The organism is Streptomyces sp. IMTB 2501, assembly GCF_001953885.1.
Taxonomy (GTDB): Bacteria; Actinomycetota; Actinomycetes; order Streptomycetales; family Streptomycetaceae; genus Streptomyces.
In genome coordinates, this window is record NZ_MQUS01000021.1 from 125274 (window position 1) to 147783 (window position 22510).

Below are 22510 nucleotides of genomic sequence, written 5' to 3' on the forward strand. Positions count from 1 at the left end.
GAACAGACCAAGAAAAAGGCTGAGTTGACGGAATCGTCGTACGTGCGGGAAGGGCCCCGGCGCCGTGCGGGCCGGGGCTTCTCGGGCTCTTGCCGCCTGGCGGCTCCCGCGGACCGGCCTCACTCGTACCGGTAGATCCCGCTCATGTCCTCCAGCTCGTCCGGTGTCACGTCCCACGGCGGCAGTTGCTCGTGCCGGGCGACGACCCGGTCGTACTGGGCGTCACGCTCGCCCGGCGGGTCGGCCGGGAGGTACCGGTGGTCGCGGTGGCGCTGCTGCCAGCGGGTCCACTGCAGATCCACGAAGGAGTGGTGCAGCCAGAAGACGGGGTCGTTGACGGCGGCGCCGCCGACCATCACCCCGCCGATCCAGCGGTGCACCCGGTTGTGGTTGCGCCAGGAGACCTTGCCCTGGCCCGGCCCCCATCCCTCCAGCTTGTTGCGGAACCCCCTGGTGACCGTCGAGTCCCAGGGCGCCGTGTCGTAGACCGGATCGGTGAGCGCCGACTCCAGGTCCTGGCCGGTCGGCAGCTGGATCGGGTCGCGGGCGCGGCCGAGGTCGCGGGTGAGGTACTCCCGGTCGGTCACGTTCTCGGTGAGCTTCCAGTGGCCGGCCCGGTAGGCGAACGGGCCGGTCATCACCTGCCGGTCCGAGCGCCGCCCGTTGCCGCCGAGCAGGTCGTCGGTCCACGGCAGCGCGGTGGCCGAGCGGTCACGGGTCCAGTCCCAGTACGGCACCGCCACCGAATCGTCCACCCGGCGCAGCGCCCGCTCCAGGTCCAGCAGGAGCTTGCGGTGCCAGGGCAGGAAGGAGGGCGCCATGTGGGCGGTGCGCAGCCCGCTTTCCCCGTCGGGGGTGTTGTAGTCGATGTGCATCCGCACGAACTCGTCGTACTCACCGCTGCGTTTGATGTCCAGCAGGGCGCCCACGAACCGGCGCCGCTCGGCGGCGGTCAGCCGGGTGACGTTCTTACGCGTGTACGCCATTGCCGCCCCCCATGTGCATCGGCCCGCCGCCCATCGGCCCGGGTGCCAGGTCGTGCAGCTGCTCCTCGGGGCCCAGTTCGTCGACCGCCCCGCGGGCCGCGGCGAGCGCGGTCGGGTACGAGCGGTAGTGGTCGACCATGCTCAGCCAGCTGCCGTCGGCGCGGCGCATCAGATGCAGCGGGTGGCCGTCGATCGTGACCTTCCACTGGGCCCCGGCGACGGCGGCCCGCTCGGCGGGGTGCACCTCGACACCGCGGATGTGGCGGCCTCGGTAGGTCTCGTCGAATGCGGTGGCCCGCCGGCCGTCGTCCGGGGCATGCTCGGCCCGCTTTCCGCAGGCCGCGGTCACCGGGGTGAGCGCCACGACGAGGGCCGAGGAGAACAGTCTCCGCGTCACGTCCCGCCGTGTGCTGCCCCGGGGCCGCGCTCCGTCCGCGGCCGGCGTGCCGCGCTGCCCGCCCACCGGCTCTCCGCCGACACCTGGAACCATGGTTCACTCCTCGTCCGGTTCGGTTGTCCGAGGCGGTAACCGCCGGGCGGCCCTCCCGGTCACCGCCGTGCGGCCGGACCGGTGACCGCCGGACCGGTGACGCGCGCGCCGCGGCCGCAGCCAAAGGCCCCGGAGCCGGAGGACTCAGCTGGTCCAGAAGTCCCACCAGCGGGTCAGGATCAGCATGCCGACGACCGCGATGTGCAGCGGCGGCAGCACCCAGGTGAACTCGGCGAAGAACGCCCGCAGCGGGCCCGGCACGGGCAGGAACCGGTGCCGTACGGCGAACGAGGTCACGCACCAGAACATCAGGATCGTGGCGACCCAGGCCAGAGCGCACCACAGGCACAGCGCGTTGATCCGGTACAGCGACTCGAACTGCAGCCAGGACACGAACCCGACCCCGAACAGACAGCCCGCGCCGAAGACCAGCCAGTACCAGCGCGGGAATGCGGCGCCGGTCAGCAGACTCACGCCTACGCAGATCACGATGCCGTAGGCCACCAGGCCGAGCATCGGGTTGGGGAAGCCGAAGACCGCGGCCTGCGCGCTCTTCATGACGCTGCCGCAGGACACCACCGGATTGAGGCTGCAGCCCGGCGTGTAGTTCGGGTTCTGGAGCAGCTTGAACTTGTCGAGGGTGATGACCCACGCGGCCAGCAGCCCGGCCGCGCCCGTGAGCACCAGGAGCAGCGCGAAGCCGCGGCCGGCGCCCGCCGCCGGCGCGGGCCGGGCGGGGGTGCCCGGGTCGGCGGGGCGGGACGGGGGCGTGTCGCCGGGGGTTGAGGTCACCGCGCGACCCTACCGATCGGCGACGGGGCACCCCGGTGTGCGCTCACCCGACCGGAGGAGGGCGGCCGGGGCTCCACACGATCGGGGGACGCGTGGTGCGATTCGGTGTGCCGGACCCATTGACCAATTCTTACGCGCGAGTAAGTTGACCTTTCGGTAAGTCCGGGGGCACGTACCGCAGCACGTCAGCCGACCGTGACCGGGAGCCGTCATGGGCGTACGCAGGGATCTGAAGCGGGCTCGGCGGCACGCCGGTCTGCCGGCGCGTACGGCGGTCGAGCTGGTCAGGGACGAGACCGGTACGGTGCGCGAGGTCCGCACCGCTCCCCTGGCGCCCCGGGGCACCGGCGGCAGCACCGCCGACATCCCGTTCGTGAACGCCCAGGAGGCTCCCGGCGCCGTGGTGCTGCGCCGCCGGGAGAACGGCGTCTGGCGCCCGGTGACCGCCGCGGTCTTCGCCCGTGAAGTCACCGCCGCCGCCAAGGGACTGATCGCCGCCGGCCTCGAACCCGGCGGCCGCGTCGCCGTGATGTCCCGCACCCGTTACGAGTGGACGGTCCTGGACTTCGCGATCTGGGCCGCCGGCGGCCAGAGCGTCCCCGTCTACGCCACCTCTTCGGCCGAACAGGTGGAGTGGATCGTGCGCGACTCCGGCGCCCGTTTCGTCGTCGCCGAGACCGCCGGGAACGCCGGGACGGTCGCCGCCGGCACGGCCGGCCACGCCGAACCCCCGCGCATCTGGCGGCTGGACGCCGAGGCGCTTGCCGAACTCGTCGCCCTCGGCCGGGACATCCCGGACGAGGAGGTCAGCAAGCGTCGTACGGCCCTCGCGCCCGAGGCGGTGGCCACGATCTGCTACACCTCCGGCACCACCGGACGGCCCAAGGGCTGCGTGCTCACCCACGCCAACCTGTACGCCGAGGCCGCCAACACGGTCGAGCTGCTCCACCCGATCTTCAAGGAGGTCACCGGCCAGACCGCGTCCACCCTGCTGTTCCTGCCCCTCGCCCACATACTGGGCCGCACCCTGCAGATCGCCTGTCTGCTGGCCCGGATCGAGCTGGGCCACTGCCCGAGCATCAAACCGGACGAACTGCGGCCGATGTTCAAGGAGTTCCGGCCCACCTTCCTGGTCGGGGTGCCGTACCTCTTCGAGAAGATCCACGACACCGGGCGGGCCACCGCCGAGAGGATCGGCCGGGGTGCCTCCTTCGACCGCGCCGACCGGATCGGGGTGCGCTTCGGGGAGGCCTACCTGGAGAAGTTCCTCGGCACGGGCAAGGGTCCGGGGATCGGTCTGTACGCCGCCTGGGCGCTGTACGACCTGCTGGTCTACCGGCGCGTACGCAAGGAGCTGGGCGGCCGGATGCGCTACGCCATCAGTGGCGGCTCCCCGCTCGACCGCGGTCTCAACCTGTTCTTCCACGCGGCCGGCATCATCGTCTACGAGGGCTACGGCCTGACCGAGACCACCGCCGCCGCCACCATCGTCCCGCCGCTCACGCCGCGTCCCGGCACGGTCGGCCTGCCGGTCCCCGGCACCACGGTCCGCATCGCCGACGACGGGGAGGTCCTCATCAGGGGCGGGGTGGTGTTCGGGGCGTACTGGAACGACCCGGCGGCCACCGACGCGGTGCTCAGCGACGGCTGGTTCGCCACCGGCGACCTCGGCTCCCTCGACGGCGACGGCTATCTCACCATCACCGGCCGCAAGAAGGACATCCTCATCACCTCCGGCGGCAAGAACGTCTCCCCGGCCGTCCTGGAGGACCGGCTGCGCAGCCGCCCGCCCGTCGGCCAGTGCCTCGTCGTCGGTGACCGGCGCCCCTTCGTCGCGGCTCTCGTCACGCTCGACCCGGAGGCGGTGGCCCACTGGCTGTCGGTCCGCAAGCTGCCCCCGGACACTCCGATGGCGGACATCATCCGGGACCCGAGGATGCGCGCCGACGTTCAGCGGGCGGTGGACCATGCCAACGCGGCCGTCTCACGCGCCGAGTCGATCCGCGCCTTCGCACTGGTCGAAGGCGAGTTCAGCGAGGAGAACGGGCTGCTCACCCCGTCGTTGAAGGTCAAGCGGCAGGCCGTGACAACCGCGTACGCGGAGCAGATCGAGGCCCTGTACGGCGAGTGAGCTCGGCAAGCCGAAATGGGCGATCGGGTGAATTACCCGGCATTTCATGCTTCCCAGTGTCCGTAGGCGTACATATTTCGTTCACAGTCTGCAAGTGGTGGCACGTGTGAACGTGCGGCATCCGTGCGGCATCACAGCCCTGCGACGAACCTACGGAACCCCGGCGGCCCACTGCGGAGCAGCCCCCCTTCACTGGCTCCAGGGCCCGCCTTTCGACTCCCCCTGAGAGGAAGACAAAGAGAGTGCGACACACCCTGAGCAAGGGATTGGTCGTGGCCGCCGCCGCGACGAGCGTCCTGTCCTTCTACAGCCCCTGGGCGTTCGCGGACTCCGGTCCGTTCTCGTCCGGAGACGACTCGTACTCCGCCTTTTCGGACGACGTCGGCGACTCCTCCGACTTCCCCGGTGCGGCAAGCGCCGAACGGGCCATGGAGCGCGCCGAGAGCGCCACGGAGATGGCGCAGAACATGGCGGCGGAGTTCTCGGGCCACTTTTCCCCCAGCTGGTCCACGGGCCATGTGACGAAGTCGCATCGCGAGAGCTCCTCCGAGGACTACGGCGACGACGACTCCAGCCAGCACTCCTCCCGTGGAGACTACGGCGACGACGAGAAGCCGAGCCACCACTCCTCCTACGGCGACGACGAGAAGCCGAGCCACCACTCGGACTACGGCGACGACGAGAAGCCGAGCCACAAGCCCTCCTACGGCGACGACGACGAGAGCTACGGCAACGAGCACTCGGACTACGGCGACGACGAGTCGAGCTACGGCAACGAAGAAAAGCCCCCGCACCACCACAAACCGAAGCCGGTGGTTCACCACCACCATCACCACCACATGCCGCCGGAGGAGAAGCCCGAGAGGCCTCACCACCCGCACCACCGTCATCATCACCACCACCCGCATATGGCCCACACCGGCGCCGAGGGCACGATCGCAGCCGCCGCCGCCAGCGGCGCTCTGCTGATCGCCGGAACCGTCCTCTACCGGCGAAGCCGCAAGGCCACCACGGCCCAGCAGTAGTCGCCCGGGTGCCGGACGCCCCGCGCCCGGCACCCGCCGACGGAAAACCGATCTCGTACGGTCGTCCTTGTGGACTAGCGGCGTCGAGCCGCCCGACTCCATTGGTGCAATGAGCGTATATATGGCTGTGTCCCAGTAATTGGGGTGTAGTCACACCAAAGGAGTGGGAATGGCGTCCGAGCGTCTGCGATCCCTGAGGCGAGTGACGTTTCTCGCCGCCGGGGTGTTCGCGGCGGCGAGTGTCCTTCCCAGCCCGGTCCTCAAGTCCGGCCCCACGACGAACCCGGCCGCGCGGCACTGCGCGGCCGGGTTCGCCGCTCCCGTCCCCGCAGGGTGCGCGGCGAACGGGGCGACGGGTCCCTCCTCGGGGGAGGCGCACCCGCCCGCGTTCGGCGCGTACCTCAACTACGGGCCCCTCGGCGTGAAGCTGATCCAGGGCTTCAGCGACTGGCTCGACCACGCCGAGGTACGCGTGGGACACACCTACCTGCCGGGGGACCAGTGGAGCAACATCGAGGGTGCTCACCACTTCCTCGACAGCTGGGCCGACTGGCGGCGCGCCAAGGACGACAGGCTCCTCGTGGTCAACGTCCCGATGATGGACCGCAACGAGGACCACCTGCCGGACGCGGAGGTCGCGCGGCTGATGCGACGCGCCGCTGCGGGCGAGTTCGACCAGCACTTCCGGGTGCTCGCCGAGCGCCTCGTCGCCCTGGGGGTGCCGGACACGATCCTCGTGCCCGGCTGGGAGATGAACGGCATCAGCTACACCCACCGCTGCGGCCCCGACCCGGACGACTGGAAGACGTACTGGCGGCGCATCATCACCGTCATGCGCTCGGTGCCCGGGCAGAATTTCAGGTTCGACTTCACACCGGACCGGGGCGTGGACGCAATTCCGTGGCCGCAGTGCTATCCCGGCGACGACGTCGTCGACATCATCGGCATGGACTCGTACGACCAGCCGGAGGGGATCTCCTTCGACCAGCAGATCTCCGAGCCCTACGGCCTGCAGTACCAGGTCGACTTCGCGAAGACGCATGGCAAGCCGACCTCGTACCCCGAGTGGGGTCTGTTCCGCAACGGCGACAACCCGACGTACATGCTGCGCATGCTCGCGTGGATGGACGAGAACAAGCCCCTCTACCACACGGTCAGCGACTACTGCCCGCACGGCGTGTGGCTGTGTTCCGCCAATCCCCGGTCGTCCGCCATCTACCGGGCGCTGTTCTCCGACGGGCACATGCCGGGTCCCACGCCGAACCCGATGCCCGAGCCGTCGGTCCGCACGACGCCGGTCGTCCCGCCGCACCGCTGACCGTGGCAGGTCGACGGAGAAGACGACCTAGGCGGGCTCGGCCGTGGTGGTCCGGCGCAGGACCCGCTTCGCGCAGTCCCGCGCCGCGGCGCCGCAGACGGCGGACGCCAGCAACGGTGCGGTGCGCCGACGAGCCAGCAGGAAACGCTGGTTGACGACGGTCTCGGGAAGCCAGCGGTACTTGTACGGTTCCTTGCCCCGCATCAGGCTCAGCACGCCGACCCCGTCGGATGCGAGGTCGTCGACGGCCGCGCCGATCATCATCGTCATCGCGTCCAGCTTGCGCTCGATCAGCCGCGGGTGGACCCCGTAGAGGTAATTCCCCGCCAGCTTCCGTGACCGGAAGGTCAGATCGACGGCCGCGATCTCGCCGTCCAGCAGGTACTCCTTCACCACGGCCTCGCCGCACCGGACCAGGGGAACCACGGACCGGACCAGGTGGTCCAGGAAGCGTGGCCGCAGATGCTCCGGGTTGACCTTCCTGCCCTCCCACTGCAGCCGGTGGAGTTCCAGCATCCGCCGCAGCGACGTCCCCACCTCCAGGTGGTCCACAGCGCGCCACTCGACGCCGAGCTTCCTCAGCTTGTTCTGCTTGTTGCGCACCCGCTGGGCGCGCGCCTTGGGCAGCCGCTTGACGAACTGCTCCATCGGCAGGACGGGGATCTCCAGGCACTCGGAGTCGCTCAGGCGCCGCCGCGGCCCGCGCCAGGCCTGGTAGACACGTTCCACCGCGCTGCCGGGCCGCACCTCGCGCAGGTCGATCAGGGCGGTGCGGGCGAGGTCGGCCAGGGCGTCCGCCAGCGCGGCCGCGCCCTGCGCGGCCGCCGCCTCGTCGAGGAGCACATCGAAGAAGTCCGAGATGGCGCCGCCGATCGGCGCCAGCACCGGCAGCGGACCGGGCAGGCGCATCAGCGGTGCCACCGCCACCAAGTCACCGTGCGCACGCACCAGGACCAGCCGGAGCCCACCCGGCGTTCCGTACGACAGCCACCAGGAGTGCAGCCAGGCGTGACTCTGGAATGTCGTCGCGGACCGGCAGGCCCGGTACAGGCGTTCCCACTCCCCCGCCAGCTTGGCGAAGGCCTGCTCGTCGGTACGCACCTCCACCGACAGAGCGTGTGCGGATGTGGGGGTCACCGCACCCCCTGCGCGTCGGCGGCGGGAGCGGGACCGGGCAGCTGCGCCCGCTCCGTGGCATCGTCCGCCGCCGCCCGCCGCGGCCGGGCCAGCAGCACGAGGCCGCACAACAGGCCTCCGGCGCCGGCACCCACGAGCGAGGTCAGTGCCGGGGACTGGGACGACGGCGTGTCGGGGGGGACGGCATGGGACAGGCGCACCAGCTTGATGCCCGTGTACTTCTTGGTCCGGTCGGCCTGCTGGGTCAGTGCGCCGGACACGGCGTTGGCGATGGCGGCGGCCTGGCCGGGGCGCTCGGAGGTCGCCGTGATCGCGATCATCGGCGCGTCGGGCGAGGTGGCGGCCTGGACGCTTCTGCGCAGCTTCTGCGCCGGTACCCCCGCCCGCTCCTGTGCCTGCGCCAGCACGGCGGGCTGTGTCACCACGCGGCCGTACCCCTGCGCGAATCCGAGTGCCGTGGCGGAGTCGGTCTTCGCCCTGTCGGCGGGTACGGCGATGACGTAGCTGGTGGCCGTGTACTGAGCCGGTGTCACCGCCGCGTACACGCCCCCGGCCGCGGCGCCGAGAAGCGCGCCGGCCGGGATCAGCCACCGCGGCAGCAGTCGGATTGCCTGCGCGAGCATGCGGCGCGGCAGTCCTGCGGGCGATGGGGGGCTGTCGGACATCGGGACCTCACTTCCAGGTTGAGCCGGACAGCACGGCCGTGTACACGTCCATCAGCTGCCCGGCGGTTCGCTCGATGCTGTGGTGCCGCACACCACCCGGACGTATGCGGCGGTGCCGCCGGTGACGGTGACGCGGGCGCCGTCGCGCCGCGCTCTCCCGGCGACCGGGCCCGGGTCGGCCGGCGTCACCGCGGCACACCGGACGGGCAGGTGCCGCAGCGGCAGGCGCGGTTGCCGCCCGGCGCCGCCGACGCCGGGACCGGTGATGATGTGCGGGGCCTTCACGGTGCCTCCAGGGCTCGGCCGCGGAGGCGGGCCAGGCGTCTTCTCAGCTCCAGGCGCGCGGGCGTGTCGGCCTGTCCGATGTGCAGCCGGGGCAGCGCCAGGTCGCCCGCGGGGGCGGGAGCGATGGCGCAGGCATAGCCGTATCCGGCCTCGCGCACGGCGGTCAGGGCGCGCGCGTCGACCCGGCCGTAGGGATAGCAGAAACCCTGGACGTCGGCGTTGATGAGCTCGGCCAGGAGAAAGCGGCTGTGGTGGACCTCGGCACGCAGTTCGTGGGGGGTGGCCCAGGTGAGGTCGATGTGGGTGAGACCGTGCGAGGCGATCTCGATGCCGGCGGCCGCGGCCCGGCGGATGCCGTCCGCGTCGAGGAGGTGCTTGCGCGGGCCGAGCGGGTCCCAGTCGTTGACACCGCCGAGTCGCCCGGGCAGCACGAACAGGGTGGCCCCGCACTGCCAGCGCTCCAGGAGGGGCAGCGCGGCGGTGACGAAGTCGGCGTAGCCGTCGTCGAAGGTGAGCCCGACCAGCCCACGCTCCCGTCCACGCGCGCGGGCCGCGAGCAGCTCCCGCATGCTGACCCCGCGCAGACTGCGGCCACGCAGCCAGGCGAGCTGGCGGTCGAGCCGGGCGGGGGTGACGGTGATGTTGGACGGGTCCTCCGGGTCGTCCGAGACGGAGTGATACATGGCCACCCAGGCCGCAGGCCCCCGCCTCCGGCCTTCTCGTACGCCCGGTTCGCGGTCCGGTCCGGTGGCCCGCGGGGGTGGCGGAACGTCAACGGCCATGGCATGCCCCTCGTGTGACGGAGCGTCGGACGGTGTGCGCGGCGCGGGCCAGGACTGTCCGGGTGTCTGCCACGTCGAGAGCCCAGACCAGCGCGAGGAAGACGGCCGTCACGCTCGCGCAGCCCACGGCGACGGCGGCGGGGGGTGAGGCGAACGGCCGCGTGCAGACGATCCCGGCTCCAGTGGCGCACAGGGCCGCCTTCAGCGGTTTGGCGAGTTCGGCGACGACCCTGGGGACGCGCACGGGGACGCTGCGGGCACCCAGCCCGCGGAGCAGGAGGAGCGCGGTGAGGGTGATGCCGGCGGCGTTGGCCCCGGCGATGCCCCGCGCCCCCCAGAGCCCCATGGCCCAGGCACCGGTGCCGATGGTGACGGCCAGGCCCACGGCCATCGCGGCCACCGGGTACCAGGAGGCGCGGCCTGCCGAGAAGTACGACCGCACAAGCGCCCCCACCAGGGCGTGGCCGAGCAGCCCGAGGGCGTACACCCGCATCGTGGAGGCGGTCGCGGCGGTGTCCGCAGCCGTGAAAGCGCCGTGCTGGAACAGGAGTTGGATGACCTGCGGTGCGCAGGCCTCGATCACGGCGGTGCCCAGCAGCACCAGACAGCCCACCAGCACGAGGTCCCGCTCGGTCCGCTCCCCGGCCCGCCGCAGGTCCCCCTCGGCGACGGCCCGCGCCAGCACGGGGAAGGTGACCACGCACACCATCAGCGACAGCGACATGGGCAACTGCGCGACCTTCTGGGCGTAGTTGAGATGCGAGATGGCACCGGCAGGCAGCCCCGCGCCGAAGTAGCGCTCGACGAACACCTGCGCCTGGCGGCACAACACATACAACAGCACCGACATGACCAGGGCCGGCGTCAGCGGACCCTGGTCGTCCCCGGCCGCCACGGGCAGCGGCTGCGGGAAGTGCTGCCCGGAGAGCCTGCGCCACAGCGACGGGGCCTGGACCACGATCATCAGGCATCCCCCGAGCCCGACGCCCAGCGCGGCGGCCCGTACGCCCCAGTGTGCGCCGAGGCCGAACAGGGTGGTGATGATCGCGATGTTGAGCGCGACGGAGATCGCCGCCGGAGCGACGAACGAACCGTGCGCCCGCAGCGCCGCACTGCAGTACCCGGCCAGTCCGAACGTCAGGACACAGGTCGAGGTCAGCCGGGTGCAGTCCGCGGCGAGGGACGCGTCGGGCAGGCTGGGTGCGAGGAGGGAGACCACCAGCGGTGCGCCCGCGATGAGCGCGACGGACACGGCGGCGAGGCCCAGGCACAGTCGCGGCAGGGAGGCGGCGACCAGCGCGCGCACCGGGTCACCCCCACCTGACACGCGGCCCCGCCGGGCCAGTGCCACGCTGAACGCGGGAACCAGCACGTAGGCCATCCCGGCGTCGATCAGCAGCGTCGCCGCCGTCTCGGACACGGTCCAGGCCACCAGGAAGGCGTCGGTCTCGGCCCCGGCCCCGAAGAAATGGGCAAGGGCCTGGTCCCGGCCGAGCCCGAGCAGCGACCCCGCCACGGACAGCGCGGCGGAGATCAGGGTGGCCTTTGCGAGGAAGCGTCCCGAGACGGTTCCCGGGAAGGTCTCCTGCGCCGTGGCCGTCCCGGCCGGGTGGGACTCGGCGGTTGCTCCGGTGTCCGCCGGGTCGTGGCTGTGCGCCGTGCCCGGTTCGAGCACCGTGTGCGCGGGTGTGTCCTGTGCCGCCGGGGGCGTGGGCCTCATCGCGGGACCTCCGACGAAGCCCGAGCCGAGGCGTCCGCCGCGTCGGGGGCGAGGGCCCACCAGGCGGCGAGCCCGAGGACCACGGCCGTCAGGACGGTGTCGGGGCCGCCGATGTCGGCGTACAGGTAGTCCACGAGCTGCCACAGCAGCAGCCCGCAGACCGCGACGGCACAGTCCGCGGCGCGTTCCGCACGCCGCAGCCGTCTGAGCCCGCAGACCAGCAGTGCCAGCCAGCTGCCCGCGACCGTGAGTACGCCCACCAGTCCCTGCTCACTGAGCATCAGGAGATACATGTTGTGCGGTGAGAGCAGAGGCTGGCGCCGATAGCCCTGGCCCGCTCCGTCCGTGTCGCTGCCCGACGACAGCGCGAGCGAGGCGTGCCCGTCCCGGTACGCGGGGAAGGCTTTCAGCCCGACGCCCGTCACGGGGTGTTCGTGCCAGATGCCGGTGGCCGCCGCCCAGAGGCTGTAGCGGTCGACCACGGACTGGTCCGGTGCGTCGGTGACCCGGGTGATGCTGGTCAGCCGTTCCTGTAGCGCCGCGGTGCCCACACCGAAGCCGCCCACCAACACCACCGACGCCGCGACCGCCGTCGCACACACTTTTGCCGCACGCCGTGCCCCAGCCGACAGGAGCTGCGCCCCGCACGCGAGGGCCGTGGCGATCCAGGAACCCCGGCTGAAGGACACCGTGAGCGGCACGAGCAGCACCAGCGCACACGTGGCCGCCACAACCTGCTGCCGCCGGTCCCGCGTCCTGAGGGCGATGCCGGTCGCGGCCACCACTCCGTACGCCACGACGGTCGCCATCCCCATCACATCGGACGGCCCGAACGTGCCCACCGCCCGGATGTCGGCCCCCTGATACGAGGCCCCGGTGCCGGTGAGGTACTGGTACACCCCGATCGCGCCCTGCCACAGCGCGAGCCCGACCAGCGACCAGAGCACCAGCCGGACGTCGCGCCGGTCCCGCATCAGCAGCACCACCGCGACCGGGACGAGCACGAACACCTGTAGATACCGGGCCAGTCCGGTGACGGCGTCACCGGGCGTCACCGCCCCGCTCGCGGCGACCGCGATGCCCACCACCGGCAGCCCCAGGACGATCGCGGCCGTCCCCGTCAGCGGGCGCCGTGCCCGCCGCGAGGTCCGTACGACGGCCCACAGCACGACCAGCCCCGACACCGCGTCGGCAAAGGTGGCCCCGCTGTCCGGTGTGACCGGCAGGCACAGCATGACGACGATCGCCACGACGGGCAGGACCGGCGCGGCGCGGCGAAGCGCGGCCGGCGCCAGGGGCAGCGCCGCCGGCGGCGAGGCCGTCGCGGAGGTGCTCACCGGCGCTCAGCCTCCCGTCGGCCGTACGAACTGGACCGCCGTGCGCACCAGGATGCAGACGTCCTGCCACAGCGACCAGGTGTCGATGTAGGCGTTGTCGAAGCGGCACCGGTCCTCGATCGAGGTCTCGCCGCGCAGCCCGTTGACCTGGGCGAGTCCGGTGATACCGGTGCTCACCCGGTGGCGCGCCGCGTAGCCCGGATGTGCCTGGCTGAACTTGGTGACGGAATAAGGCCGTTCGGGCCTCGGCCCGACCAGGCTCATGTCGCCGCGGAAGACGTTCCACAGCTGGGGCAACTCGTCCAGCGAGGTGCGGCGCAGGAACTGGCAGAAGCGGCTCGTGTCCTGCTCGTCCGCCCCGCTCCAGCGGGTCGCGGCCGCGTGCGCGCCGGCAGGCGGGTGGGTGCGGAACTTCAGCATCGTGAACGGCCGCCCGCCCTGGCCGATCCGCTCCTGCCGGATCACCACCCCCGACCCCTCGGTGATCCGCAGGCCGGCCGCGCAGGCCAGCAGCACCGGGCCGGCGAGCAGCAGAAGCACACCGGAGAAGACGATGTCGAGCATCCGCTTGCCGACCGCACCGCCGCCGCGCCGCCCGGAGTCCGTACACAGCAACCTGCGCGGGAAGCCCACAAGGTGCCCCGCCCGCCCACGCCTTCCGCGCGGGCCGTACGACGGCGGGTTCGTGTCCAGCTCCCACAACACGCAGCCGAACGCGGCGAGTTCACGCAGCAGCGGGGCCTTCCGCACCCGGGTCGAGGCCCCGACGACGAGGACCGTCTCCACACCGTTCTGGATGAGCGCGCGATGTGCGTCTTCACGCGTGGTGAGGACCGGCAGCGGGGACCGGTCGGCGGAGGGGGGTACGGAGTGCGGCGCATCGGCGACAAGGCCCACCGGTTGCGTTCCGCATCCCGGGCGGCGCTGCAACGCGGCCGCGACCTGCATCGCCGCCGGGGCCGGCCCCACCACCAGGGCGGGACGGGGCCGGCGTCTGAACCGCCTGCGCCGCCGCCCGTGCACTGCCTCGCGGCCCGCGCAGGCCACCAGGCAGTGCACGGCACACGCGGTGCCGAGCACCGTCAGCGGCAGCTGCCGCATCGAAGTGAGCGCCGCGACGACCGCCCAGCCGATGGCGACGCGCCCGCAGACGGCGGGCAGTTCCTCCACAATGCCGGCGACATCCGAGGTGTCGTAGAGCTGGGCCCGTCGGTTCAGGCTCAGCACGCACAGCCCGAGAAAGGCGATGAGCAGCGGATTCCGCTGGTCCTCCGGCATGGCCAGGGCGCCCAGCAGGGTGCCACTGAGGTCGGCGATCAGCAGGGGGGTCCAGGAGATCCGCCGCGAGCGACGGGTCGCCCGCCCGGAGGGCAGTTCGGGGCACGCGGCGGCGCCTGGCGGGTCGAGGAAGGATACGGCGCTCCCCGCCGCCCCTCGGGACCCCCCGGCAGGAGGAGGAACAGTACTTTCCGCAGTCATGTGGTGATGGACTCTCTGCTCTGGTTGGGTACCACGACCGGCGTGGTGACGATGCCGAGCAGTTCGCGGTACACATCGGTGACCGCGTCCGCGGTCTGCTGTACGTCGTGGGCGGTGAGCACATGGGCGCGGCCCTGCGCGCCCAGCGCGGCGCGGAGCGGCCCTCGGAGCAGCAGCGCAGTCAGCGCGCGTGCCAGCGTGTCGGGGTCCTCCGGCGGCACCACGCAGTGCGGCAGATGGCCGGGCGGCAGGCTCTCGCGCGCCCCGTCCACGTCCGTGACGAGGACCGGCCGGGCGCACGCCATGGCCTCCAGCGGGGCGAGCCCCATGCCCTCCCAGCGGGACGGCAGGACCACGACGTCGGCGGCCCGGTACCAGGGGGCGGCGTCGGCCGCCGCGCCGGCGAACTCCACCGACGGGGGCGCCACGGCACGCAGCCGGGCCGCGTCCGGACCGTCGCCGACCAGCACCAGCCGGGCGGCGGGCAGCTGCCGCACCACGGCGGGCCAGGCCTGCAGCAGCACGTCCTGGCCCTTCTGGCGGCACAGCCGTCCCACGCACACGACGAGCGGGCCGGCCGCGGACCGGGCGACGTTCCCTTCCGGCTGGAACCTGCTCGTGTCGACGCCGTTGGGGATCACATGCCAGCGGGCGGCGATGCCGTGCTGTTCCCCGGTGCGGCGTTCGGCCTCGCTGACGCACAGCACGCGCGTGGCCCAGCGCGCCGCGAACTGCTCCCACTGCAGCGCAGCATGGGCCATGACGCCGTCGACGGCCTCGAACGACCAGGCGTGCGGCTGGAAGACAGTGGGGATCCGGCCGCGCAGCGCGAGCCGCGCGGCGAGCCCCGCCTTCGCGCTGTGCGCATGCAGCACATCGGGCCGCACGTCGCGCACGAGCCGCGCCAACCGCCCCACTTCGCCGGGGAGTCGAGGCCCCGGCGAGCGGGTCGCTTCCCAGGGCAGCACCCTGCAGCCGGCCGCGCGCAGTGCGTGGGTCAGCGTGCCGCCCCGCGGGCAGGCCACGGTGACGCGCAGCCCCGCGGCGAGCTGCGCCGTCGCCAGGTCCGTCACGAACCGGGCGACACCGCCCTCTACCGGCTGGGTGACGTGCAGGACGTGCGGCTCGCGTGCGGCGGACCGCGTCGCACGGTGGGGGACGGAACCGAGGGGAATGCGCATGACCGAGGCTTCCCTTCCGAAGAAACATTCCGAACCCAGCACAATGGGTGTGATCGTAGGTTCGGCATAAAACGCGTCGGATTCGGATGCAACACTAGCCGCTTATCCGTCTTTTTCTACTAACCCGTCACCTGTGTCGGAATGAGGGCCGTCATCAGAGTGATATTTCCCGCACCCCTCACCCACTTGGCCCCGCCGCACGCCGATGAACAGCCAGACAGATAATCCGATGAGAATTCCGCACGGCCTTTCAGGATGTATGAGTTCCGAGAACTTGTCAGCAGCGGAGTTTCCCGTGGTGTCTGTCTCTCGTTAGCCCGGAAGAAGCGAGAGCCCAGACACTCGCGATGCCTCGAGGAGCGAGTCCCCTCCGGTGACTCGAGCTGCGTACGAAAGGAACACAATGAAGAATCTGAAGGCTGCCGCCCTCATGGTCGGCACCCTGGCCATCGTCGGTGCCGCGGCGGCGCCCGCCGTCGCTGCGGACGTGCCGGCGCAGGGCCTTCTCGAGGACGGGAAGTCGGTCGCCCACTCGCTCCCCAACGCGGCCGCGATTCCGATGGGCGGCGTGAGCGACAACGTCAAGAGCACGGCGGAGGGCGTGAAGGAATCGGGCATCATCCAGACCCCCGTCTTCGGCCGCACCCTCCCGAACCCGCTCAACGGCAAGAGCCCCGCCAAGCTTCCCTCCAAGCTGCCGGCCAAGCTTCCCCTCGTCAGGTAAAGACGCACACCTCGCTGGGCCATTCGGGTCGGCTCCGTTCATCGGAGCCGGCCTTCCGCGTTTTCCGGATCCACACCCGTATGCAGAAATGCAGACGTATGCAGAAATGCAGAAAAACAGCTGGCGGCCCGCCGTAGTTCGGCGGGCCGCCAGGCTGGGGACTGCTCAGGACTGCTCAGAACAGCAGGCCGCCGGCGTACGGGGCGTTCTGCGACTGGTCGACCGTGGCCGTGTTGCAGGCAGCGTAGTGCGAGTTCGGCGCGGCGACACCGGCACCACCGAGGACGCCCACGGAGCCGTTGGACCACGGCGCGATGCAGCGGCCGTCGACCAGCGCGCCGTTGACGACGGCAAGGCCCTGCTGAGGGGAGTTCACGACGACCGGGGACTCCGAGAACCCGTTGCCGCCGGTGACGGTCGTGGTGTTGTCGTCGGCCGCAGCGGCGCCACCGGCCGCCAGGACGAGGCCCGCTGCCAGGACGGACAGGGCCGTAACCTTCTTACGCATAGATGCGCCTTTCGGATGGGAGGGGCAGGCCGGGCGGGAACGTCTGCCGACGTCCCCGCCCTACTCCGGGATGGTTCGGAGCGCAAAGGGGGGTCAGAAGAGCAGACCGCCGGTGTACGGGGCGTTCTGCGACTGGTTGACGGCCGCCGTGTTGCAGGCGGCGTAGTGCGAGTTCGGCGCGATGGTCGCGGCACCGCCGAGGACGCCGACCGCGCCGTTGGACCACGGCGCGACGCAGCGCAGGTCGACAAGCGTGCCGTTGGAGACGACGGCGCCCTGCTGCGGGGCGTTCACGACAACCGGGGACGACGCGAAGCCGTTGCCGCCCGTGACCGTCGTGCAGTTGTCGGCTGCGGCAGTGCCGGCGGCCGCAAGGACGACGCCCGCGGCGAGGGCGGAGACGGCCGTAACCTTGTTACGCATGGAATGTCCTTTCCGGACTGCGAGGGGGTTCACCTGCTCGGAATGACTCGAAGCAGGGGTCAGAAGAGCAGGCCACCCTGGTAACCGGCCTTCTGCGACTGGTCCACCGGCGCTGTGTTGCAGGCGGCGTAGTGCGAGTTCGGCGCGATGGTCGCGGCACCGCCGAGGACGCCGACGGCACCGTTGGACCACGGCGCGATGCAGCGGCCGTCGATGAGCGCGCCGTTGACGACAACCACCCCCTGCTGAGGGGCGTTCACGACGACCGGGGACTCCGAAAAGCCGTCACCACCAGTGACGTTGGTCGTGTTCGAGTGGGCGGAGGCAACGCCAGCGCTGCCACAGAGCGCGCTAAGGGCGAGTGCAGTGACGACCGCGAACTTCCTGGTCAACTCGGTTCCTTCCTGGATTCACGGTAAGCCGCGCTTACATAGCAAGAAACCGAAATATGTGGCGAAAAGTCACGCAGACACTACCCATACGGTACGGATTCCACCGGATGGCGGAACGACGACCGTGCGCTGTATTAGCGGGCCGCATGCGGAGGAATGAATGCCGACGTGCGTCCGGCCCACTGGCAAGGAGGAATCCAGTGGGCCGGACAGGCTTGAGGCGTATCCCCGGCACGCATCGGGCGCCGAAGGGCGCGGAGCCACTGGTCCGGCCGCGGCCCCTGGGGCCTGCGCCTTCGTGACGCGTCGGACGTGGGTCGTACCAGGAGGGCCACCGCGGGTCCGTCCCGCGGTGCTGCGGTGTCGGTCTGCGGCGGACGAGAACCGGATCAGAGTGTCAGAATTCGGGTCACGTCTGGTTGAGCAGGCTACCGAGACCGGCACTCGTCGGACCGTTCAGCGGGTGGAGCTGGACGGCACCGGTTCCCACGGGATTCTTCAGCGGAATTGCGGGCTTCTTGTTGCTGCCCCGGCCCATCCCGTCCAGGTATACACCGGAGACTTTCGCCGCCTTGTTGGTGCCGGTGACCGTCGACGCCTGGTTCTGGTCGAACGCATTGCCCTTGGTGAGACTGCCTTGCTTGGCCACTCGCATCACGGTGTCGGCCGCGGGTACGAGCGCCGGAGTCACCTCGGTCTGGGACATGAGGCCGAGCGGGCCGGTTTCGCGAGCAGGCGCCTTGGTGGCGGCCGACGCCGCGACGGCGGAGCCACCCACGAGACTCGCGCCGATGGCCAACGCCGCAGTTGTGAAAACTGCCTTCTTCATGATTCACCTCACTTGAAGTTACCTCTGATCCGACAGACGCAGAACATAGCAGTCCACAGTGCGCCAAAAGCGATGCACTACTCCATACGTATGAATGCCACGGGAGTGAAGAAGTGCATTTCTCGGAATTCCCCAGAGGGATTTGCATCCGGTCGGCGAATCAATTGATCTTATGGTGTTCCCAATGCGCGACAGTCAATATTCCGGACGAAAAACAGCTGAACTGAAAACTAGGAAACAACGTCCTTGCGGGCGAATCCCCGGAAGGCCAGGGCGAAGAGCACGCATGCGTAGGTGAGGGAGATCGACGTCCCCTGGATCATGCCGGACCACTCGGGGTGCGGCTGTACGATGTCGGCCCAGGCGAACTGCCAGTGCGCGGGCAGGAAGTCACGCCAGTGGCCGAGCGCGGTGACGGCGTCCAGGACATTGCCGACGATGGTCAGGCCGACCGCGCCGCCGACCGCGCCGAGCGGGGCGTCCGTCTTCGTCGACAGCCAGAACGCGAGCCCCGCGGTGACCAGTTGGGACACGAAGATGTACGCCACGGTCACCGCGAGCCGCTGCACCGCAGTCCCGGTGTCGAGCGCACCGCCGGTGGGGATCTGCAGCGGGCCCCAGCCGTAGGCCGCCGTACCGACCGCGAGGGCGACCACCGGGAGCAGGATCATCGCGACCAGGCTCAGCCCGAGCGCCACGACCAGCTTGGACCACAGCAGCCGGGCGCGGGGTACGGGTGCGGCGAGCAGATAGCGCAGGGAGGACCAGCCGGCCTCCGAGGCGACCGTGTCCCCGCAGAACAGGGCGACCGGGATCACCAGCAGAAAGCCGGCCGAGACGAACAAGTTCACCGCGGCGAAGTTGGCACCGGACGCGGTGGCCGTGTTCATCAGGGTGATCTGGCCGTTGCGGGCGGCCGGGTCGCCGCCGATCGCGAAGGCGACCAGCAGCACGAACGGCAGCAGGACCAGGATGGCGCCCATGATCAGCGTGCGCCGCCGCTTGAGCTGCCGGACCAGCTCGACCCGCAGGGGCAGCGTGTGCCGTGTCTGATAGCCGGCGGCGACCTCGGTGAGCACGCTCATGCGGAACCTCCTATCAGGGTGAGGAAGGCGTCTTCCAGGCGCCGGTGCGGGCCGACCGAGGCGACGGGCACGTCCAGCCGAACCAGCTCCACGACTAGCCGCTCGGCGGTGCCGCCGGCATTCAGCCGGACCAGCAGCCCGCCGTCGGCGCACACGGCGGAGGCGACGCCTGGCAGCGCGGCCACCTTCTCCGCGACGGGCTCCTCCACGGGTGCGGCGGTACCGACGAGCAGCGTGTCGCCGGAGCCGATGATGTCCCGGACGGGGCCCGCCTGGACGAGCCGGCCGCGGTCCATCACCACCAGATGCGTGCAGGACTGCTCGACCTCGGCGAGGAGATGGCTGGAGACGATCACCGTACGCCCGGCGGCCGCGTAGCGGATCATCACCTCGCGCATCTCGCGGATCTGGGGCGGGTCGAGGCCGTTGGTGGGTTCGTCGAGGATGAGCAGGTCGGGCAGGCCGAGCATGGCCTGGGCGATGGCGAGGCGCTGGCGCATGCCCTGGGAGTAGGTGCGCACCGCGCGGGCGAGCGCGTCGCCGAGCCCGGCGATCTCCAGGGCCTCGTCCAGATGGGCGTCCTCCGGCGGGCGGCCGGTGGCCCGCCAGTACAGCTCCAGGTTCTCCCGGCCGGACAGATGCGGCAGGAAGCCCGCTCCCTCCACGAAGGCGCCGACTCTCGACAGCACGGGCGCGCCGGGCCGGATGGCGTGGCCGAAGACACGGATCTCGCCGTCGTCCGGGGTGATGAGGCCCATCAGCATGCGCAGGGTCGTGGTCTTGCCCGCGCCGTTGGGTCCGAGCAGGCCGAGCACCTGGCCCTTCTCGACGCGGAAGGACAGCTCGCGCACCGCGTACCGGTCGGCGGACTTCGCGTATCGCTTGCTCAAGTCCCTGATTTCCAGCGGGACTTCGGCCAGCCGTGGGTCCGGTGCGGGGGTGGCCGTGCGGCGGCGGGCGGTGAGCAGCAGCGCGAGCGCGGTCGCCGCACCGGCCGCCGGCAGCCACCACACCCAGGCGGGCAGAGGTGCCGCGGCGGTGGTGACGGCGGGTGCCGTCGGCACGCTCAGGTCTCCCTTCAGGGAGACGGTGTAGAGGGCCGGGGCGGCCGGCGAGGCATAGCCGAGGTCGGTGGAGGCGAGGACCAGGCGGAGCCGGTGGCCCTTCTGCACCTCGTGGTCGATCGCCGGGAGGGTGACCGTGACGTCCTTGCCCATCTTGGCGCCGGTCACCCGGAACGGGGCGACGAGCTGGCCCGGCAGCACCTGCTGGGTGCCGTCGGGGCCGGCGTCGTAGACCTTGCCGAACAGGACGGCTTCGTCGGTGGTCGAGGTGATGTGGACGGTGGCGGTCGGGGTGCCGGTGATCTGCAGGTCGCGGTGGAGCGGCGCGGAGTCGAACCTGGCGTACTGGCCGGGGAAGTCGAGGGAGACGCCGAGGCCCAGCGCGGACAGCTGGGTCAGGCCGCCGGCGCCGCCGAGGCCGGGCAGCGCGGAGACACCGGGCGGGCTGGCTCCGGCCGGGTTGGTGACGTGCTGGGTGCCGCCGGTCAGGACGACGGCGCGCGGGTGGTCGCGCAGGCCGGGGTAGGCGGCGGCGCCGGCACCACGCAGCTGGGCCGTGCCGTCGCCGGAGTTGACGCCGCCGGTGCGGGTGATCCGGAAGGCGGGGCCGGTGGCCGCGTTCTTGTCGCCCTTCAGATAGCGGTCGAACCAGGCACGCACGCGTGCCTGGCCCCGGCCGGTCTCCATGTCGCCGCCGTCATGGCCGCCGGCGATCCAGTCGACGTCCACGGGGGCGCCGTTCGCCCGGATCGCCTTTTCGGCCGCGTCGGACTGGGCGAGGGTGAACAGGGAGTCCGTCTGGCCCTGCAGCAGCAGCGTGGGCACCTTGATGCGGGAGCCGACGGCGGACGGTGAGCGCTCCTGAAGAAGCTCGCGGGCGGACGCGTCCGGGGTGCCGGACTCGGCGACCCTGTCGTACATCTGGCACAGCGCGGGCTCGAAGCGGGCGCAGCCGCCGGCGGTGTTGAAGAAGATGCCGGTCCACAGCTTCTTGAACACGCCGTTCGGGAACAGGGCGTCCGCGAGGTTCCAGTACGTGATGGCCGGGGCGATGGCGTCGACCCGGCGGTCGTACCCGGCGGCGAGCAGGGAGATCGCGCCGCCGTAGGAGCCGCCGGCCAGGCCCACGCGTGGGTCGCCCGGTTTGTCGAGCTGGACCTCCGGGCGTTTCGCCAGCCAGTCGATGAGCCGGGAGACGTCGGCGACCTCGGCCTTCGGGTCGTTGAGCCCGATCTTGCCGGTGGATGCGCCGAAGCCGCGCGCGGACCAGGTCAGGACCGCGTACCCGTCCCGGGCGAGGTCCTCGGCCTGGCCGCGCATGTCGTCCTTGCTGCCGCCGAAGCCGTGCGCCAGCAGCACGGCCGGGTGGCGGCCGGCGCCGGCCGGGGCGAAGAACGAGGTGTCCAGGCGCACGCCGTCGACCGCCATGACCTGGCCGCTCTCGCGCACCGTGCGTGTGTCCGCGGAGGCGACGGCCGCGGTCCATGTCCCGGCGCCGACGAGCACCACGGCGGCGGCCGCGGCGGTGACCAGCCTGCGCGGCCCCTTGAGCAGCCCCCGCACCGAGGGCAAGCGCTTCCTCAAACGCCCCCGGAGGGGCGGGCGAAGATCCATGCCTCAACGGTACGGGCCGCCACCGACAACCGATGGAGCCGCTGGGCTGAACCCCCGCCCCTCCCCCAGGAGTACGGGGTCTGCCCGGCGTACACCAACCGTGGTACGAAGACGCATGGACATTCGCCGCGCCACCACCGTCGCCGAAGTCGTCGCCGCCGATCGCCTGTTCGACAACCCGGCGCGTCCCGAGTGGGCGGAGCGTTTCCTCACCACTGCCGGGCATCATCTGCTGCTGGCCTACGCCGGCGGAGGGCCGGTCGGCTTCGTCAGCGGGGTCGAGACGGTCCACCCCGACAAGGGCACCGAGATGTTCCTGTACGAGCTGGCGGTGGACGAGCCGTACCGGCGCCGGGGCATCGGGCGGGCGCTGGTGGAGCGGCTGGCCGCGCTGGCCCGGGAGCGGGGCTGTTACGGCATGTGGGTCACTGTCGACGCCGGGAACGACGTCGCCCTTGCCGCCTATCGCAGTGCGGGCGGCAAGGACGACGGGACGTGCACGGTGATGACGTGGGACTTCGCCTGAGAGCGAGCCCCGCAGCC

At 71.4% G+C, this 22510-nt stretch carries 21 protein-coding genes and 1 pseudogene; 5 read left to right on the forward strand and 17 right to left on the reverse strand.

What is annotated here, in order from left to right; translation table 11 throughout:
- Nucleotides 1-119: 119 nt before the first annotated feature.
- The 3 genes from AV521_RS30810 to AV521_RS30820 form a co-directional block, all read right to left on the reverse strand.
- Nucleotides 120-986 (reverse strand): tyrosinase family protein, encoded by an 867-nt coding sequence (locus AV521_RS30810; RefSeq protein WP_076092927.1) that lies wholly within the window; start codon nucleotides 984-986, stop codon nucleotides 120-122.
- A complete protein-coding gene (locus AV521_RS30815) occupies nucleotides 970-1476 on the reverse strand; it encodes a tyrosinase family oxidase copper chaperone (protein WP_076092929.1) in 507 nt (168 codons plus the stop codon). The genes AV521_RS30810 and AV521_RS30815 overlap by 17 nt, the downstream gene beginning before the upstream one ends.
- 144 nt (nucleotides 1477-1620) lie before the next feature.
- A complete protein-coding gene (locus AV521_RS30820; RefSeq protein ID WP_076093008.1) occupies nucleotides 1621-2169 on the reverse strand; it encodes a vitamin K epoxide reductase family protein in 549 nt (182 codons plus the stop codon).
- A gap of 310 nt (nucleotides 2170-2479) precedes the next feature.
- Here AV521_RS30820 and AV521_RS30825 point away from each other — a divergent pair, with 310 nt between their 5' ends.
- The 3 genes from AV521_RS30825 to AV521_RS30835 all read left to right on the forward strand — a co-directional run bounded on the left by AV521_RS30825 (nucleotide 2480) and on the right by AV521_RS30835 (nucleotide 6742).
- Nucleotides 2480-4399, forward strand: coding sequence for a long-chain fatty acid--CoA ligase (locus AV521_RS30825; protein WP_076092931.1), 1920 nt, complete (start codon nucleotides 2480-2482; stop codon nucleotides 4397-4399).
- Between the two features lie 242 nt (nucleotides 4400-4641).
- Nucleotides 4642-5424, forward strand: a complete 783-nt coding sequence (locus tag AV521_RS30830) for a hypothetical protein (protein WP_143658669.1) — start codon at nucleotides 4642-4644, stop codon at nucleotides 5422-5424.
- Between the two features lie 169 nt (nucleotides 5425-5593).
- Nucleotides 5594-6742 carry a glycoside hydrolase family 26 protein gene (locus AV521_RS30835; protein ID WP_107481068.1) on the forward strand — a complete coding sequence of 383 codons (1149 nt, stop codon included), beginning with the start codon at nucleotides 5594-5596 and terminating at the stop codon, nucleotides 6740-6742.
- A gap of 27 nt (nucleotides 6743-6769) precedes the next feature.
- Here the strand turns inward: AV521_RS30835 and AV521_RS30840 are convergent, their stop codons facing one another.
- The 8 genes and pseudogenes from AV521_RS30840 to AV521_RS30875 form a co-directional block, all read right to left on the reverse strand.
- Nucleotides 6770-7855, reverse strand: a complete 1086-nt coding sequence (locus AV521_RS30840) for a GNAT family N-acetyltransferase (protein WP_256725727.1) — start codon at nucleotides 7853-7855, stop codon at nucleotides 6770-6772.
- A gap of 20 nt (nucleotides 7856-7875) precedes the next feature.
- On the reverse strand, nucleotides 7876-8502 hold the full coding sequence (locus AV521_RS30845) for a lipopolysaccharide biosynthesis protein (RefSeq protein ID WP_256725722.1): 627 nt from the start codon (nucleotides 8500-8502) through the stop codon (nucleotides 7876-7878).
- Nucleotides 8503-8661: 159 nt separating this feature from the next.
- Nucleotides 8662-8829 (reverse strand): annotated as a pseudogene (locus AV521_RS51220) (glycosyl transferase); the annotation flags it as partial.
- On the reverse strand, nucleotides 8826-9611 hold the full coding sequence (locus AV521_RS30855) for a polysaccharide deacetylase family protein (protein ID WP_079249475.1): 786 nt from the start codon (nucleotides 9609-9611) through the stop codon (nucleotides 8826-8828). The pseudogene AV521_RS51220 and the gene AV521_RS30855, both read right to left, overlap by 4 nt.
- Nucleotides 9601-11331 (reverse strand): lipid II flippase MurJ, encoded by a 1731-nt coding sequence (locus AV521_RS30860; RefSeq protein WP_079249476.1) that lies wholly within the window; start codon nucleotides 11329-11331, stop codon nucleotides 9601-9603. The genes AV521_RS30855 and AV521_RS30860 overlap by 11 nt, the downstream gene beginning before the upstream one ends.
- Complete coding sequence (locus tag AV521_RS30865; RefSeq protein ID WP_371917080.1) at nucleotides 11328-12668, reverse strand: O-antigen ligase family protein; 1341 nt, start codon at nucleotides 12666-12668, stop codon at nucleotides 11328-11330. Before AV521_RS30865 ends, AV521_RS30860 begins: the two co-directional genes overlap by 4 nt.
- Before the next feature lie 6 nt (nucleotides 12669-12674).
- Entirely contained in the window at nucleotides 12675-14147 is a 1473-nt protein-coding gene (locus tag AV521_RS30870; RefSeq protein WP_076092943.1) for an exopolysaccharide biosynthesis polyprenyl glycosylphosphotransferase, read from the reverse strand.
- A complete protein-coding gene (locus AV521_RS30875) occupies nucleotides 14144-15328 on the reverse strand; it encodes a glycosyltransferase family 4 protein (protein ID WP_076092945.1) in 1185 nt (394 codons plus the stop codon). The genes AV521_RS30870 and AV521_RS30875 overlap by 4 nt, the downstream gene beginning before the upstream one ends.
- A 403-nt stretch (nucleotides 15329-15731) precedes the next feature.
- Here AV521_RS30875 and AV521_RS30880 point away from each other — a divergent pair, with 403 nt between their 5' ends.
- Nucleotides 15732-16052 (forward strand): hypothetical protein, encoded by a 321-nt coding sequence (locus AV521_RS30880; protein WP_076092946.1) that lies wholly within the window; start codon nucleotides 15732-15734, stop codon nucleotides 16050-16052.
- A gap of 175 nt (nucleotides 16053-16227) precedes the next feature.
- Here AV521_RS30880 and AV521_RS30885 read toward each other — a convergent pair whose 3' ends face one another.
- The 6 genes from AV521_RS30885 to AV521_RS30910 form a co-directional block, all read right to left on the reverse strand.
- On the reverse strand, nucleotides 16228-16560 hold the full coding sequence (locus AV521_RS30885) for a hypothetical protein (protein WP_076092947.1): 333 nt from the start codon (nucleotides 16558-16560) through the stop codon (nucleotides 16228-16230).
- A gap of 93 nt (nucleotides 16561-16653) precedes the next feature.
- A complete protein-coding gene (locus AV521_RS30890) occupies nucleotides 16654-16983 on the reverse strand; it encodes a hypothetical protein (RefSeq protein WP_076092948.1) in 330 nt (109 codons plus the stop codon).
- A 59-nt stretch (nucleotides 16984-17042) separates the two neighbouring features.
- Nucleotides 17043-17375, reverse strand: a complete 333-nt coding sequence (locus AV521_RS52815) for a hypothetical protein (protein ID WP_076092949.1) — start codon at nucleotides 17373-17375, stop codon at nucleotides 17043-17045.
- A gap of 409 nt (nucleotides 17376-17784) precedes the next feature.
- The gene (locus tag AV521_RS30900; protein ID WP_256725723.1) at nucleotides 17785-18174 is read right to left on the reverse strand and encodes a hypothetical protein; all 390 of its coding nucleotides are present in this window, start codon (nucleotides 18172-18174) and stop codon (nucleotides 17785-17787) included.
- 260 nt (nucleotides 18175-18434) lie between these two features.
- Nucleotides 18435-19289, reverse strand: coding sequence for an ABC transporter permease (locus AV521_RS30905; protein WP_076092950.1), 855 nt, complete (start codon nucleotides 19287-19289; stop codon nucleotides 18435-18437).
- Complete coding sequence (locus AV521_RS30910; RefSeq protein WP_076092951.1) at nucleotides 19286-21967, reverse strand: alpha/beta fold hydrolase; 2682 nt, start codon at nucleotides 21965-21967, stop codon at nucleotides 19286-19288. Before AV521_RS30910 ends, AV521_RS30905 begins: the two co-directional genes overlap by 4 nt.
- A 115-nt stretch (nucleotides 21968-22082) precedes the next feature.
- Between AV521_RS30910 and AV521_RS30915 the strand changes: the two genes are divergently transcribed.
- Nucleotides 22083-22493 carry a GNAT family N-acetyltransferase gene (locus AV521_RS30915; protein WP_076092952.1) on the forward strand — a complete coding sequence of 137 codons (411 nt, stop codon included), beginning with the start codon at nucleotides 22083-22085 and terminating at the stop codon, nucleotides 22491-22493.
- Nucleotides 22494-22510 lie beyond the last annotated feature (17 nt).

Bases quoted from the DNA above. Each gene is read 5' to 3' on its own strand.
- AV521_RS30915 (WP_076092952.1), top strand. From the start codon at position 22,083: ATGGACATTCGCCGCGCCACCACCGTCGCCGAAGTCGTCGCCGCCGAT.
- AV521_RS30910 (WP_076092951.1), bottom strand. From the start codon at position 21,967: ATGGATCTTCGCCCGCCCCTCCGGGGGCGTTTGAGGAAGCGCTTGCCC.
- AV521_RS30890 (WP_076092948.1), bottom strand. From the start codon at position 16,983: ATGCGTAACAAGGTTACGGCCGTCTCCGCCCTCGCCGCGGGCGTCGTC.
- AV521_RS30875 (WP_076092945.1), bottom strand. From the start codon at position 15,328: ATGCGCATTCCCCTCGGTTCCGTCCCCCACCGTGCGACGCGGTCCGCC.
- AV521_RS30880 (WP_076092946.1), top strand. From the start codon at position 15,732: ATGAAGAATCTGAAGGCTGCCGCCCTCATGGTCGGCACCCTGGCCATC.
- AV521_RS30870 (WP_076092943.1), bottom strand. From the start codon at position 14,147: ATGACTGCGGAAAGTACTGTTCCTCCTCCTGCCGGGGGGTCCCGAGGG.
- AV521_RS30815 (WP_076092929.1), bottom strand. From the start codon at position 1,476: ATGGTTCCAGGTGTCGGCGGAGAGCCGGTGGGCGGGCAGCGCGGCACG.
- AV521_RS30825 (WP_076092931.1), top strand. From the start codon at position 2,480: ATGGGCGTACGCAGGGATCTGAAGCGGGCTCGGCGGCACGCCGGTCTG.
- AV521_RS30860 (WP_079249476.1), bottom strand. From the start codon at position 11,331: ATGAGGCCCACGCCCCCGGCGGCACAGGACACACCCGCGCACACGGTG.
- AV521_RS30845 (WP_256725722.1), bottom strand. From the start codon at position 8,502: ATGCTCGCGCAGGCAATCCGACTGCTGCCGCGGTGGCTGATCCCGGCC.
- AV521_RS30810 (WP_076092927.1), bottom strand. From the start codon at position 986: ATGGCGTACACGCGTAAGAACGTCACCCGGCTGACCGCCGCCGAGCGG.
- AV521_RS30885 (WP_076092947.1), bottom strand. From the start codon at position 16,560: ATGCGTAAGAAGGTTACGGCCCTGTCCGTCCTGGCAGCGGGCCTCGTC.
- AV521_RS30905 (WP_076092950.1), bottom strand. From the start codon at position 19,289: ATGAGCGTGCTCACCGAGGTCGCCGCCGGCTATCAGACACGGCACACG.
- AV521_RS30855 (WP_079249475.1), bottom strand. From the start codon at position 9,611: ATGGCCGTTGACGTTCCGCCACCCCCGCGGGCCACCGGACCGGACCGC.
- AV521_RS30835 (WP_107481068.1), top strand. From the start codon at position 5,594: ATGGCGTCCGAGCGTCTGCGATCCCTGAGGCGAGTGACGTTTCTCGCC.